We start from the raw sequence: 14715 nt of genomic DNA, 5'->3' as shown, positions 1-14715 counted from the left end.
ATAACATTAAAGGCGGTGAACTTTTGAATATACTAGTTGCTGAAGATGAACAAGATATACGTGACTTAATTGAATTGCATCTAACTATGGAAGACTATAAAGTCTTTAAGGCAGAAGATGGTCTAGAGGCTCTACACATATTAAAAGATATGCCTATAGACCTTGCTATATTAGATATTATGATGCCAAAGCTTGATGGTTTCTCACTTTTAAAGGAGATTCGGGAAATAAGTGAAATTCCTGTGATATTTCTAACTGCTAGAGATGAAGACACAGATAAAATACGAGGTCTTGGCCTTGGCGCTGACGATTATATGACAAAACCCTTTAGTCATTTAGAACTTATTGCAAGAATCCAGGCTCAGCTTAGACGATATTATAAATATTCTGATAAAAAGTCAAGAATAAATTTTACTGTAGGAGACTTACTTTTAGACAAAGAAAGCTGTTGTATTTCTAAAGGAAATATCACTTTAGATTTTAATGCTAAAGAATATAAAATATTAGAACTTCTTATGGAGAACCCTGGGAGAGTCTATACTAAAAAACAATTGTACGAACTAGTTTGGAAGGATACCTACTATGATGATGATAATACTATAATGGTTCATATAAGTCATATAAGAGATAAAATTGAAGATAACCCTAGGTCTCCTAAATATTTGAAAACCATAAGAGGTATAGGCTATAAATTGGAGAATATATAATGTTTATGCGAAAAAAGAAACTTAATTATAAAGAAAATAAAAAGAAACTTGCAAATCTTTTATTGAAAAATTATATACTATTATATTTCATAATGACAGGTATCTTATTTTTATCTTTAATAATTGCCACACTTATAGGTACGGCCCTTTATTTTAACCTCCAAGATTCAATTTTAGATGATCCAAGTAGCATAATGCGAGATGATTATACTAACATCAATTCTGAAAAGATTGAAAACCTTGGAGGATACTTAGAAATCATTGACAATACTGGGAAGGTTATATTTAGAAAGGGCAATCCCGCTATGAAAATCGATAAATATGATTTAAAATCATTTAATGAAATTATTAATAATTCTTTAGAGCTCCCCTACTCATCTTATGATTCTGAAAATTCTTCTTATAATTATATTTATAGAACTGTATATAATGAAGAAAAAGACTTTTTACTTATTATTGCAATACCTAGAGATTCCGCTGAAAGTTTTAGGATGAATCATAGAAAGTTATCTCCTAAATATTTTATTATGTTAGCAGTTTTTATAGCACTTTTTATTTTGCTATTAGGTTTTATTGTATATTCTAGAATATCCTCTAAAAATTTTGTTAGGCCCTTAAAATTACTTATAGAAGGATCTAATAAAATATCAAATGGAGACTATTCAGCTAGAATTTACTTAAAATCCAAAACAGAGTTTGGAGAATTAAGAGATGTTTTCAATGGTATGGCGGAAAAGTTGGAAAATGAAAAAATGTTAAAAGAGAAATCTGAGGAACTTAGAAGACGACTAATACTAGATATTTCTCATGACCTAAAAAACCCTCTTTCTATCGTTCTTGGTTATTCAGATTATTTAATCAAAAATGAATCTATTAGTGAAAGTGAATCTAAAAGATATTTAAATGTAATAAATCAAAATGCACTTAGGGCAAATAACTTGCTTACTGAACTTTTCGAGTTTTCCAAACTTCAAAGTGTTGATTTTAAATTAAAAACTGAGCACTTAGATATTTGTGAATTTTTAAGAGAGCTTATTGCTTCATATATACCTAAGATGGAAGAAAAGAACTTTCAATACGATTTTGATATTCCCGAAAAAACTATAATAGCTGCCTTTGATAAAAATCATTTAGATAGAGCCCTTAGCAATATAATAATGAACTCTATAAAATACAATCCTAATTATACCCACTTCATTATGACTTTGTTTACTATTAATAAAGACATTATTATTACAATAGAAGATAATGGTATAGGTATACCTACCCATCTTCAAAAAGATATCTTTAATCCTTTTGTAAGAGTTGATGCATCAAGAAATCATAAAAGTGGTGGGACAGGACTTGGTCTTGCTATATCCAAAAGCCTTATAGAGATGCATAATGGAAGTATAAATTTAGAAAGTGACTTAAACAAAGGAACTAAATTCACAATTCTTTTAAATAATTCTTTAATATCGTAAAAGTAGGCTTTGAGTTTATAAATTCAAAGCCTACTTTTAAAATTCACTATTTATGTTCATGATCTTTTATATGATCCGTACAATATTCATAGTATCCATTACATTTAGAGCAATATCTAAATTCAATATTAGGATTATCTTTTTCGGTTATACCACAAGTAGTACATTTATGGATATAACTTTTATAAGGTATTTCAGATTTAAACTTTTCTCTTCTTTTATGAACTTTTCGTACCTGGACTTTATTTGTAACTATATCCTTACCAAAAAACACGAAATAGTTAATTACCGCAACTATTGCTGCTAATTTCATAGCCCAACCTTTTTGAGTTATAATAGATCCTATTATGATAACCCAGTTAATATAAGCGAAATATTTAATCTTTATAGGTATTACAAAAAATAAAAGCAATTCATAGTCCGGATATAACCTTGCAAATGCTAAAAACAAAGAAAGGTTTAAATACGTAGCAGTTGCAGATCCTTTAGTTATAAAAGAAGCTATAATAGTACCTAAAATACCAAATAAATAATAAACATTAAGTTTGAAACTACCCCACTCTTGCTCTAGCCCTCTTCCTGCAATATAGTAAAAATATAATGCAAATATTATAAAAAAGGCTGAAGTGTTAGGTGGAATAAATATAAAGGTTATAAGTCTCCAAACCTCACCTTTTAATATTAGCTCAGGTTTTAGCATTAGTTTAGACACAATATTATTATTTGGGTCAACCATAATTAGTAAATAAACCAAAAAATTTAATGAAGCTATGTATAACATTAAGTTTTTAATTGAATATTTACCGAATTTTCTTTCTAACTTATTAAGCCAATTCACTTTAACGCCTCCTAATAAACCCCAAAGGCTTTTTAAAAACCAAACTTTTAAAGAACATCTTTATCTTTGCTTAATTCTACAAATCTTTGTATATTATCTTTTATACCATTTAAAGATTCTCTCCAAAACTCAATTTTAGTTATATCAATACCAATAGAATTCCCAATATCTTTTAAACTAGCTTTGCCAGTTATAGATAACAGTTTATCATATTCTTTCGTAAATTTAAAGCCTACCTTTTTGTATCTAGCAAAAAGTCCTTTTGCAAATAACAATCCAAATGTATACGGAAAGTTATAAAAATTTCTTTCAGCATAATAGTAGTGAGGTTTATTTATCCAAGCATAAGGACTTAATGTAGAATCTATTATTGATGTACCAAAAGCCTTCTTTTGTGATTCAATCATCAAACCTTTTATTTCTTCTAAAGATAAAGCGCTATTTTTTCTCTTTTCAAATAAAGCTTTTTCGAATATAAACCTTGCGTATATATCTACTACAACTTGACTTGAGTTATTTATCTCACCTTCTAAAATAGTAAATGCCATCTTTTTATCTGAATTATTTATGGCAGCATCTCTTACTAATGTTTCGCAAAATAATGAAGCTGTTTCTGCTATTGGCATAGGATACTTACTATTTAAATAACTTTCTTTACTTAAAATATGGCCATGGTATCCATGCCCCAGTTCGTGAGCTAATGTAGTTACATTCTTAAAGCTGCCATTAAACGTGCTTAGTATTCTACTTTCTTTTATAGGATGAATATTACTACAAAATGCTCCCCCTCTTTTACCACTCCTAGGCTCTGCATCTATCCACCTTTTTTCAAAAGCATTTTGTGCAAATTCCCCAAGATCATTTGAAAAGGAACTAAAATTAGATACTATAAAATCTCTTGCTTCTTCATAGCTATAAGTTTTATTAATGGATCCCACTGGTGCAAATATATCATAATATGGCATTCCACCATTGTAACCCAGTATTTCACCTTTTCTTTCATAATATCTTCTGAATTCAGGAAGGCTTTCTTCCACAGCGGCCATCATAACGTTTAAGATTTCTTCATCCATTCTACTATTAACCAGAGTATAGTGAAGAGGACTTTTATATCCTCTCATATTTGATATAGTAATTACTTCTCCCTTTATTCCATTTAAAGCAGCTGCAATAGGTTTTTCAATTTTTTCATAACTTTTAAGTTCTGCTTCATAAGAATTTCTTCTCATATCTTTATCATCACTAAATGCAAAGTTTTTTAAAACCGTCAAAGGAACACTTTCCATTTTACCTTCGATTTCTATATCTACTTTATGTGTAGATGTTAAAAGCTTTTGTAAATTACCAAAGGCTACTGAACCAGTTTGCTTCATTTTAGAAATTATTGATTCCTCTCTGTCAGATAGTGCATATGTTTTTTTATCTATAATTTCTCTTAAATAAAATTCATGCTCTTTTATTAAACTTCTACTATTTATTAATTCATCTATGTTATCTAAAGATATTAGCCATTTATTAAATAAGGCACTAACTTCTACCATTGATAGAAATGTGTTTTCAACTTTTTCTAAATACCTTTGTGCTGTAGAATTTAAAGCATCTGCTGAAAGTGTAAGACTACAAAAACTAACAAGTCTTGTATATAAGGAGCATATTTTATTTTGATTTTCTATATACTTTTCTATGTTATCTTCCACCTTATCATAACTTTTAGCCATATTAATAGTCCAAATATTTATTAACCTTATATCTTCTTTTAAACATTCTATATCGGTAATAAATTCCTCACTATCAAATGAAGGATAAAGCTCTTTAAGGCTCCAACTCATATTTAGTTTTCCTTCTTCCATAAACCTTCCTCCTAATAAATTTAATTGAAATATAAATTAAGAGCGCTTAATCTAATACAGATGCAGCGCTCTTAATGTTTATATGATTTAATTTTTATCTTCACTAATTTGTTTGTACATACGCCAAAATGGCTTTAAACTGCAACTATTGTATTTTTTATTTCATTGCTTTTAATACAGCAAGTAGATAATCCCAAACATTGCTAACAGACGATATACTAGCATGCTCTTGTGGAGTGTGAACATCATATAAATTAGGACCAAAGGATATCATATCCAATTTTCCAAATCTCTCTTCAAATAATCCACATTCTACTCCAGCGTGAATAGCAACTATTTCTACATCCTTGCCATACTCGTCTTTATATACCTTTTCACATATTCTTCTTACCTTAGAATCAGGATCATACTCCCATTCTGGATAGGAAGATGTAGTATATAGAGTAGCGCCTAAAAGTTTTGCTACCATTTCTGATTGAAGTAATATATCTTCTCTTAAAGAAGCAATGGAACTTCTAACAGCACTATCAAATACCACAGAATCTTTTGTTGTAGTTACAACTCCTAGATTTGTAGATGATTGAACTAATCCTTTTATATCCATACTCATAGATTGTATCCCTGTTGGTATCATATATAAAAGTCTTATAGCTTTTTCAGTACAATCTTTTGAAAATACTTTTTTATCTTCATTGATCTTTTCTAAAGACACTTTAACATCAGGATCCACAGTCTTATATTCATTTTTGAAGATCTTATTATATTGTTCAATAGTTTCATTTAACTTTTTATAATCATTAGGGTTTATAGCTATATCAGCATCCATCTCTCTTGGTATAGCATTATTTTTAGATCCACCATTTAATGAAATTAATCTAAAATCTATATTTTCTAAAAGATTTACTAATATCCTACTCATGAGTCTATTTGAGTTAGCTCTTCCTTTATCTATTTCCATACCTGAGTGTCCACCCTTAAGGCCTCTTATTTTGATAGTATATAAACCTTTATATTCCTTACTATCTTCAAATAAAACTGGTAATGTTATTTTGTTTCTAAGTCCTCCAGCACAACTTACAAGAAGTTTTCCTTCTTCTTCTGAATCTACGTTTATTAATATTCTTCCTTCAACGTTTTTAGGATCCAAATTTGAAGCTCCTGTCATTCCTGTTTCTTCATCGGTAGTTATAAGAACTTCTAGTGGTGGATGAGGTATATCCTTAGAGTCAAGTAGTGCCATTGCATAAGCTACAGCTACTCCATTATCAGCTCCAAGTGTAGTATCTGTTGCATATATAAAATCATCTTTTATTCTTAGTTTTAAAGGATCTTTTTCGAAATCATGGTCAGTACCTATATTTTTCTCGCAAACCATATCCATATGTCCTTGTATTATAACTCTTGGTGAATTTTCATATCCTTTTGTACCATCTTTTTTTATTATTATATTTAGTACGTCATCTTGAATTACTTCAAGTCCGCGTGTTTTTGCAAAATCAACAAGGAAATCACTTATTCCTCTTTCATTCCCTGATCCACGAGGGATTTGCGATATATCCTCAAAATATTTAAAAACAGGTTTAGGTTCTAGATTTTTTAATACATAATCCATATTATCCTTCCTCTCTTATAAATCAAAAATATTCTTAATATATATACATACTATCACAAATGAGTATAGTTTTCATTATAAAAACAAAATAACTATTTATGTTATAAATCAACTTATAATCATAATCAATTTGTAAATATAATCAATTTATAGTTTGCTTTTGCTTTGCTTTTATTTTTTCTTCCATTTTATTTGTTAACCTATCTATTATTTGTTTTTTATCTATACCTTCTGATGGAAATGTTATTTCAACATTATCAAAATAATATTCTTTTAATATACTATCCATATCTTTTAACTTTTTAATTTTATCAAGCATATTTCTTGATGATGCATTTATACCTTTCTCATCAGTATTGGGGTAAATCCCTATAAAAGTTCTAAAACCGTACTTTTCAAAATATTGCACTTCTGGCAATATACTTTTTAATTTTCCATAAACATAATCTTCAATTAGCATGTTATCATTATTTATATCCATAGTTAAATCCCTTAATGATTTAAAAAATACCGTCATTATAATTGATAATGAATGTTTTTTAGACCTGGCTTTTTCAATCTCATATTCAATATAATCATCAATATGTAAATTCTTTTTATTTCCATCCTCTATTCTAATAGGGTTTATTCCAAAGTCTCCATTAACATGTCTATTTACCCTTTCATTAAACTTAATTTCATCAAAAGGCTTTACAAAATAATCTACTGCACCTTCTTTTATAGCTCTTGAAAATGCATCCATAGTGTTAAGATTTGTAAGTACCATAAATGGAATATCAATCTTTTTCTTTTTAATCTTTTGTATTACTTCTATTCCATCCTCTTCTTTTAAATTAATTTCAATAATTATAAGGTCTACAGAATTTTTTAATTCTCCAAGTCTAGTTAAAAGCTGGGAATAGTTAGAGGCTTCATATACTTCCATGTCTTCTTTTCCTATTAATTCTTTTACTCTATATCTTATGTAATGCTTACTATCTAAAATTACAACTCTTTTCAACACATTCACCTACTTAAATTGTTTATTTTTTCTTTTAAATAAGAGCTTTTTGGAAATATCTCATGCAATTGCACATACATATCCTTTGCCTTTTCATGCTCTTCTATTTTTTCATAGCTTTCTCCTAATTTTAATTGTAAATCCAAATCATTTTTTAAAATCTTATAGGGAACTTTATTTATACAAATTATATACTTTTCATATTCTCCTAGTTTAAAATGATTTAAAGCCTTAATTATATTAAACTTAGAATTATTGGGTCTTTCTTCTATGGCCTTATTTATATGTATTAAACTTTCTTTATAACTTCCTCTTTTATATAGGCTTATAGCATTTGAAACCTCTACACTTTCTTTAGATTTATACACTCTTATCTTGTATATTATATAAAAAAGATAAATTACAACTCCTATTATTAGCAAAGGGTTTATTAATGAGAAAAGTATTAACATGATTAATCCTGAAATACATTTTCTTTTATTTAGTTTTGGTTCTTCAAAATAAAATGCATTTCCATAGGGCATAAATTCTTTTGTTTTATTTTCAACGCTCATAGTAATCCACCTCTTACAATATTTCTTAAAATAAGATATAATATATTGTATTTTAACATAATTTTTCAACTTATTATAGTTATTATTAAAATCTATATTAAAATTAAAATAAGAGAAGATCACTTTCGTAATCTTCTCTTATTTTAATTGTTATGTTACTTTATTTTAAAGTTTTTTAATTTATCTCCTAATATATCAGCAAGAGTTATATTGTCTCCCTTTTCATTAAAGGATGAATAATCTATTCCATCATCAATGGCCTCTTTTATACTTAATGTTATTCTATGAGCATCAACATCCATATTTAATATCTTAACTTTAACCTTTTGACCCTTTTCTAAGATATCAGATGCATTTATTACTCTTTCTTCTTGTATTTCGCCTAAAGGTACAAGGCCCTCTACTCCTGGCTCTATTTCAACAAATGCTCCAAATTTTGCAATGTTACTTATATTTGCTTCAACAATATCATTTACTTTATATTTAGTATTTACTGTGTTCCAAGGATCCTCTTCTAAATCTTTAAGTCCAAGTGATACCCTATTTTTTTCTTTATCAAAATCCAATATATATACTTGAACTTCATCCCCTACAGATACTACTTCTTGTGGATCTGATATCCTCTTCCATGAAAGATCAGATATATGAACCAACCCTTGTATACCACCAATATCAACAAAAGCTCCAAATCTTGCTAACCTAACTACCTCACCATTTCTTTTTTCGCCAATTTTAAGTTCTTTCCAAAGTTCTTCACTTTTTTTGTTTTGCTCATCTAATTCTACTACTTTTCTAGAAATTACTACATTTCCCTTTGCTCTATCTAATTCAATCACTCTAACATCTAAAGATTTTCCTATAAAATCTTTTAGGTTATCTATATGTCTTATTGAAACATGAGATGCTGGTAAAAATAATCTAACACCTTTTATATATGCTATTAGCCCACCTTTAACTTCCTCTTTTATCATTACTTGTAACAAAGTAGAGTCTTTTAAAGATTCTTCAAAGTCATCCCAAACCTTAATAGCTTCGGCTTTGTTCTTAGATAAAAGTACATTTCCCTCGCCATCATTTATTTCCATTACTAACACATTTACTTTGTCACCTTCTTTAAATAAAGTATCTAATTCTTCTTCAACATTCTCTATAGCTTCAGATTTTGGTATTATACCATCTGCCATATAGTTTATATTTACAAATACTTCTTCTTTATTTACCTTAATTACAGTTCCAGTTATAATGTCATCTTTTTGAATCTTTTTAAAATCATAAGAATCCTTAGTAATTTCTTCTTCCTTTGTATCTACTATATCTACCTTTTCTGGTGATTCTATTTCATGGTTTTCCTTAGTTACCTCATCTTTTACAATGTCCTCTACTTTTAATTCTTCATTTTTTATATTATTTTCCATAAAATCCACTCCTAATCATAAAATTATATATCTACATTAAAATTATATCATAAAAACAGCTCCTGCGTACTTTTCCTTCACTTTCAAATGTCTTTATATGGAAAAATTACTTCAAATAGTTACCCTCTAGTAAAAACTATGGTCTCTTTAGTGCTCATATCTTCCCTAAACGCGTATCCTTCTAAATTAAATTCTTTTATTTCTTCTAGTTTATTTATTTTATTTTTAATTATATACTGAGCCATTAACCCTCTTGCCTTTTTTGCATATATAGCTACTATTTTATAATTATTATTTTTATACTCCTTAAATACAGGAGATACTATTTTTATATCTTTATCCATATACCCTCTATTGAGAACTTTAGAATACTCTTTTGATGCTAAGTTTAGTAGTATCTTTTCTTTATCTTCTTTTAAATCATTATTAATATAATTAGTTAATCTATACTCCCAATATTTATATAAATTATTTCCTTTATCATTTTCTAATTTAATACCCATTTCTAATCTATAAGGCTTTATTAAATCTAAAGGTCTAAGAACACCATAAAGTCCCGATAATATTCTAAGATTGTTTTGAGCAAAATCTATTTCTGATTTATTAAACTCATAGGAATTTAAACCTTTATAAACATCTCCATCAAAAGCATATATAGCTTGCCTAGTACCTTCATGTAAATTTTTATTCCAACTTTTATAACGATAAAAATTAATTTCTGATAGCTTATAGCTAATATTCATGAGATTTCCTATCTCTTCTTTTGATAATTCTTTTAATTCTTCTATTAAATATTCAGCACAATTTAAAAACTCTGGTTTAGAATAAGTTTCATAAGGTATATGTTTCTTAAATTCTAAAGATTTTGCTGGTGAAACTATCATTTTCATAAGTATATTTTCCTTTCAAAATTTTTTCTATAAATAATTAAAACTACTTCTAAAAAGAAGTAGTTTTCTTTAATATTATTAACTTAAGCTTTCCATATTTTGATAACAATAGTTTATTATATCACTTCTCTTGATTATTCCTATAAATATTCCATTATCATCTACCACCGGAACAAAGTTTTGACTAATAGAAAGTGATATTAAACTTTCAATATTAGCATTTATAGATACAGATTTATGTTTTGTTCTTCTTGGCACATCTTCGATACTTACCTTTGATGTATTTTTAAAAGTAAGTTCTGGAGTGTTTTTTAACTTCCATAATAAATCTCCCTCTGTCAATGTCCCCACATATTTACCTTCCGAGTTTATAAGTGGTATAGCTGTATAACCGTGATACTCCATCCTTTCTAATACTTGTCTCATTGTAGCATCTAAAGTTTCATGGACAACATCATTTTTAGGTGTAATAAAAAATGCAATATTCATTTTAAATCCTTTCCTCTTGAAAAATTTCTTTTTATTCTCTAAGTATATTTTATCATAAAATTTCATTAATAATAAACAAATTTAAAAACTTTACAAATACTTTAATAATACACAGTATCATATTATGTATATCTCATATATAAGTGACTAAAATCAATAAACTTTATTGGTACATTGATAAAATCATTATTATCAATGTACCAATAACTCTAAATAATTAATCAATTCCCCTAAAACTAATTTAATATGTTGAATTAAGCAAAAAAAGTAGATATAATGGTACATAATATCTATTAAAAAGTAATTTTCATTAGTTGTTAATAATTTCTGTCTTACTCTTTATAATCCACGATATTTATTTTATTTGAAAGAAACTAAGGGGGTATATTCAATGTTAAAATCAATGTTAGAAAAGAAGAAAAAAGAAATTAAAAGAAAAGAAAGAACGCGTGCTCTAACAAATGCACTAATCGGAACAACTGCAGGTGCGCTTGCAGGAGTATTACTTGCTCCAAAGTCTGGCAAGGGCACTAGAGAGGACATTAAAAACGCTGCTCAAAACTTAAATGATACTGTTAAAGATAAAACTCAAGGTTTAGGCGAAAATATTAAAGTTAAGGCTGAGGATTTTAAATGTAAAAGTGCTGAAGCGAAGGCTAAAATAAAAAGTAAATTAAACGAATCAAAAGAAGTTGTAGAAGATGCTGCAGATATCGTTGAAGAAACTGCATCAGAAGTACAAAACGTTGTAAATGAAACTAAGGAAGATGCTAAAGAAAATTATAAAGAAGCTAAATCAAAGATAAAAGATTATGTAGAAGAAAAAAATGATGACTCTAACGCTAATAATTCTGAAAAGTAAAGGAGGTAGATTTTAAGATGTATGTAACATTTTCAGGTTTAGGCTATACAATCTTAGGTATACTAGCTGCTGCTGCATTAATATATTTAATAATGGCCTTAAACAAATTAAGTAAAGTTTTAGCTAGAGTAGACAAAATTCTAGGTGAAAATGAATTAAATATAAATAAAGTCACAAATTACCTTCCTAAAGCTTCCCAAAACATAGCAGAGATTACAGATAATATTAAGGATATAAGCGAAGTTCTAACTACTACAACCGCAGATGCTATAGACATAAAGGACGATGTAGAAGGTTATCTTATTACTTTAAAAGAGATAATATCAATAGTTAAAAATGTATTTTTTAAATAGGCTCTAAAGAGCCTATTCCCTTTTAGCCTTTTTATCATTATTTATTATAGAAACTAATGCTGTTAAAGCTAATAGAGTTATGGTAAACTTCGATTTATTTTTCATTGTTACTCCCCCTTATATCTATAATGTATTATTTTTAGAATTACATTTCTATACGATTCTTCCCCTTATGTTTAGCATTATAAAGTCTGTTGTCAGCATTTCTAAAAACTTCATTTATTTCTTCAGATCCTTTAATCTCATATATCCCCCCACTAATAGTGACCTTAAGACACCTTTTTTCATAATTAAAACATAGGTTTTCTATTCCCAATCTTATTTTTTCAATAAAAGTTAGACTATGCTCTTTATCCATGTTAGGAAGTGAAATAAAAAACTCTTCTCCTCCATAACGACCTATCCATCCATTTACACTATTAACCTCGTTATTTATAAACTGGCTAAAATCTTTTAATACATTATCTCCTATAATATGACCATTTTCATCATTTATTATTTTAAAATCATCTATATCAATCATTACAACTGTACAAGGTATTTTAGATAATTTAACAGAAAGTATATCTACAGGTAATTTATCATTTATATATCTTCGATTATATATACCAGTTAAATCATCTCTTATAATTTTGTTATTCATATCTTTAATGTAGCTTAATATATATTCTTCTGACTTATTTTCTATATCAGCTATAATCCCTATATTGGTTATATCTTTAAATGTTTCAAGTATATATCTATTATCGCTATAGAGTATCTTAGTTGCCATAATTAAAAGAACCTTATTCCCAGTATACTCAATCTTTACACAATTATCTTTTTCTACTAAAGCTCTTGAAGATATGCAGTTCTCACAATGGCTTTTTTTCCTCCAAAAGTCATAGCAATTTTTATCAACAGGAACATTATTAATTCCTTTATGATAAACTACCTTCTTTTTTATAGGATCTACTATTCTTAAATCATCATAAAGGTTTTCTAATAATTTAACATTCTTAATTATATCTTCTAAACTATTCATGATAAACTCACCTTTCAACTACAATATAACATTTATTATATAGTATATCATACCTATATTCTTTTAATAAAGCCTTACTTATAAAATTAAACAATGCTTTAAATATTCACTGCTTATGTTTTGTTTTAAATATTACTTATGTATAAATTTAATTAATACAGTTCCATTATAAGCTACTAAATAAACTACTAAGATTTAAATATCCATATACCCAGGCCTTTTTCTTTGCATAAATTTTCAAAAGCTAAGTCCCGATTTTTATTTACTTTGGTTAAATCTTTTTCATTAATAGGTGTAAGAACTACAACCGATCTTCCATCCTTCAAAACAAAAAAAATATCATTAATATAATACTCTCCATCACTATGCCCTTTTAATCTGAAGTTAAACGTGCTATAAAAAATTACTTCTTCTAGTAACTCTAAATTTTTCAATAAATCTTTTTGATATAAAGACTTATAATATATATTCATATTCAGCTTTTCACTTTTAATAAATTTACCTTTTTTCTCTAAATCCTTTTTTAAATAGTCAATAGTATTTATGATCTTAAATTGTTCTATGCCTAGTATCTTTATATTTTCTGGCCAAAAAACATTTTTATATAATATCTTTCTAAAATCATCTTTTAGTTTGCTTTTATGTAAATTATCTAGAAACTTTTCATAAGATGAGATTACAGATTCTTGTTTCCATTCTTTTGGATTATTATAAATAATCATCATTATTACTTTAACCATAAGTTTTAAATGACTTTTAGGAAATCCCCAATATAAAAATAAAACTAATCTCTCTATAAATGTCCTTTTTTCCTCCATTTTAAGAATATGTGTAATACTATTATATAAGTTTATAAATTTATCTCCACGATCTTCCTTTTGCAATTCTTCGCTTATGGACTCTGCAATCTTATTGATACAATTTTCCATAGAATCTTCAATATAGTTTCTAGGTAGATTATATTCTTTGCTTAAAGATTGAAGCGTATAATATTTATTTACACAATATCTCTTTTTAAAAATTCCTAAAAGTGTTTTATCATTTATTATTAACTGTGCTGATTCATAAAGATTATTTATAAATACTTGTGATTTATTTTTATAATCTTCTTTTAACTTTAAAGGAATCTCCTTTGTACCATTAAAATACTCCATTATAGACAAATTAGATAAATTATTAGCACAAATAGTTTCTTTTATAATATCATTTTTACCATATTGATACTTGCTGAAAATTTCATCATATATGATAGTATTATACTGTTTATCCTCTTTCTTTATGTGTTTTTTTAAAATAAATAAATGTTCCTCACTTAAATCTAATTCTTTTAATGCTTTTAGAGAGTATTGTCTAAGCTGTGGCGCTGTAGTATTTAAATTTTGTATAAGATAGTCTATAGCCTTATTGCAATCTTCTTTATAATAAACAGACATTTTCCTAAGAGCAGATGCGGCTAACCTTTTTTCATTAATGCTTCCATCTTTTATATATTCTATAATATGTACTATATTTTCTACATTTCCGCTCTCCCCTAATTCATAGGGTGTCATATTCAAATCATTAATCATACATATCACCTTTTACGTTTTTATTTTTATGTTAACATATATTGTATTAAAAATAAAATATTATTGATTACACTTAATTTATCTTTTTAT

The 14715-nt window shown here is 27.2% G+C and carries 14 protein-coding genes; 4 read left to right on the top strand and 10 right to left on the bottom strand.

Features of this window, described 5'->3' with window-relative positions; translation table 11 throughout:
* Window positions 1-23: 23 nt before the first annotated feature.
* Both BV55_RS0110570 and BV55_RS0110565 read left to right on the top strand, forming a co-directional pair.
* Window positions 24-707, top strand: coding sequence for a response regulator transcription factor (locus tag BV55_RS0110570; RefSeq protein ID WP_029452792.1), 684 nt, complete (start codon window positions 24-26; stop codon window positions 705-707).
* Entirely contained in the window at window positions 707-2170 is a 1464-nt protein-coding gene (locus BV55_RS0110565; RefSeq protein ID WP_029452791.1) for a HAMP domain-containing sensor histidine kinase, read from the top strand. Before BV55_RS0110570 ends, BV55_RS0110565 begins: the two co-directional genes overlap by 1 nt.
* A 46-nt stretch (window positions 2171-2216) precedes the next feature.
* Here the strand turns inward: BV55_RS0110565 and BV55_RS0110560 are convergent, their stop codons facing one another.
* The 8 genes from BV55_RS0110560 to BV55_RS0110525 all read right to left on the bottom strand — a co-directional run bounded on the left by BV55_RS0110560 (window position 2217) and on the right by BV55_RS0110525 (window position 10818).
* Window positions 2217-3008 (bottom strand): rhomboid family intramembrane serine protease, encoded by a 792-nt coding sequence (locus BV55_RS0110560; protein ID WP_029452790.1) that lies wholly within the window; start codon window positions 3006-3008, stop codon window positions 2217-2219.
* A 47-nt stretch (window positions 3009-3055) separates the two neighbouring features.
* Window positions 3056-4858, bottom strand: a complete 1803-nt coding sequence (locus BV55_RS0110555; RefSeq protein WP_242850874.1) for a M3 family oligoendopeptidase — start codon at window positions 4856-4858, stop codon at window positions 3056-3058.
* Window positions 4859-5015: 157 nt separating this feature from the next.
* The gene (locus tag BV55_RS0110550) at window positions 5016-6470 is read right to left on the bottom strand and encodes an aminoacyl-histidine dipeptidase (protein WP_029452788.1); all 1455 of its coding nucleotides are present in this window, start codon (window positions 6468-6470) and stop codon (window positions 5016-5018) included.
* Between the two features lie 142 nt (window positions 6471-6612).
* On the bottom strand, window positions 6613-7470 hold the full coding sequence (locus BV55_RS0110545) for a response regulator (RefSeq protein ID WP_029452787.1): 858 nt from the start codon (window positions 7468-7470) through the stop codon (window positions 6613-6615).
* Window positions 7471-7475: 5 nt separating this feature from the next.
* Window positions 7476-8024: a tetratricopeptide repeat protein gene (locus BV55_RS0110540; protein ID WP_029452786.1), complete on the bottom strand. Its 549-nt coding sequence runs from the start codon at window positions 8022-8024 to the stop codon at window positions 7476-7478.
* A gap of 155 nt (window positions 8025-8179) precedes the next feature.
* The gene (rpsA, locus tag BV55_RS0110535; RefSeq protein ID WP_084170542.1) at window positions 8180-9439 is read right to left on the bottom strand and encodes a 30S ribosomal protein S1; all 1260 of its coding nucleotides are present in this window, start codon (window positions 9437-9439) and stop codon (window positions 8180-8182) included.
* 119 nt (window positions 9440-9558) lie between these two features.
* Window positions 9559-10329, bottom strand: coding sequence for a peroxide stress protein YaaA (gene yaaA, locus BV55_RS0110530; protein WP_029452784.1), 771 nt, complete (start codon window positions 10327-10329; stop codon window positions 9559-9561).
* Window positions 10330-10407: 78 nt separating this feature from the next.
* Window positions 10408-10818: a CBS domain-containing protein gene (locus tag BV55_RS0110525; protein WP_029452783.1), complete on the bottom strand. Its 411-nt coding sequence runs from the start codon at window positions 10816-10818 to the stop codon at window positions 10408-10410.
* 391 nt (window positions 10819-11209) lie between these two features.
* On the opposite strand from BV55_RS0110525, the gene BV55_RS0110520 reads away from it, so the two are divergent.
* A complete protein-coding gene (locus tag BV55_RS0110520) occupies window positions 11210-11680 on the top strand; it encodes a YtxH domain-containing protein (protein ID WP_029452782.1) in 471 nt (156 codons plus the stop codon).
* Between the two features lie 17 nt (window positions 11681-11697).
* On the top strand, window positions 11698-12033 hold the full coding sequence (locus tag BV55_RS0110515; protein WP_029452781.1) for a hypothetical protein: 336 nt from the start codon (window positions 11698-11700) through the stop codon (window positions 12031-12033).
* Between the two features lie 145 nt (window positions 12034-12178).
* On the opposite strand, the gene BV55_RS0110505 is transcribed toward BV55_RS0110515, so the two are convergent.
* Window positions 12179-13057: a GGDEF domain-containing protein gene (locus BV55_RS0110505; protein WP_029452780.1), complete on the bottom strand. Its 879-nt coding sequence runs from the start codon at window positions 13055-13057 to the stop codon at window positions 12179-12181.
* Window positions 13058-13245: 188 nt separating this feature from the next.
* The gene (locus BV55_RS15155) at window positions 13246-14625 is read right to left on the bottom strand and encodes a HEAT repeat domain-containing protein (protein WP_051652488.1); all 1380 of its coding nucleotides are present in this window, start codon (window positions 14623-14625) and stop codon (window positions 13246-13248) included.
* Window positions 14626-14715: the final 90 nt, after the last annotated feature.

The organism is Clostridium algidicarnis (genome assembly GCF_000703125.1).
Taxonomy (GTDB): Bacteria; Bacillota; Clostridia; order Clostridiales; family Clostridiaceae; genus Clostridium_L; species Clostridium_L algidicarnis.
The sequence above is the reverse complement of the archived record's forward strand: the minus strand, read 5'-3'. Positions and strand labels throughout refer to the sequence as shown.

Bases quoted from the DNA above. Each gene is read 5' to 3' on its own strand.
- BV55_RS0110565 (WP_029452791.1), top strand. From the start codon at position 707: ATGTTTATGCGAAAAAAGAAACTTAATTATAAAGAAAATAAAAAGAAA.
- BV55_RS0110555 (WP_242850874.1), bottom strand. From the start codon at position 4,858: ATGGAAGAAGGAAAACTAAATATGAGTTGGAGCCTTAAAGAGCTTTAT.
- BV55_RS0110550 (WP_029452788.1), bottom strand. From the start codon at position 6,470: ATGGATTATGTATTAAAAAATCTAGAACCTAAACCTGTTTTTAAATAT.
- BV55_RS0110540 (WP_029452786.1), bottom strand. From the start codon at position 8,024: ATGAGCGTTGAAAATAAAACAAAAGAATTTATGCCCTATGGAAATGCA.
- rpsA (WP_084170542.1), bottom strand. From the start codon at position 9,439: ATGGAAAATAATATAAAAAATGAAGAATTAAAAGTAGAGGACATTGTA.
- yaaA (WP_029452784.1), bottom strand. From the start codon at position 10,329: ATGAAAATGATAGTTTCACCAGCAAAATCTTTAGAATTTAAGAAACAT.
- BV55_RS0110525 (WP_029452783.1), bottom strand. From the start codon at position 10,818: ATGAATATTGCATTTTTTATTACACCTAAAAATGATGTTGTCCATGAA.
- BV55_RS0110520 (WP_029452782.1), top strand. From the start codon at position 11,210: ATGTTAAAATCAATGTTAGAAAAGAAGAAAAAAGAAATTAAAAGAAAA.
- BV55_RS0110515 (WP_029452781.1), top strand. From the start codon at position 11,698: ATGTATGTAACATTTTCAGGTTTAGGCTATACAATCTTAGGTATACTA.
- BV55_RS0110505 (WP_029452780.1), bottom strand. From the start codon at position 13,057: ATGAATAGTTTAGAAGATATAATTAAGAATGTTAAATTATTAGAAAAC.
- BV55_RS15155 (WP_051652488.1), bottom strand. From the start codon at position 14,625: ATGATTAATGATTTGAATATGACACCCTATGAATTAGGGGAGAGCGGA.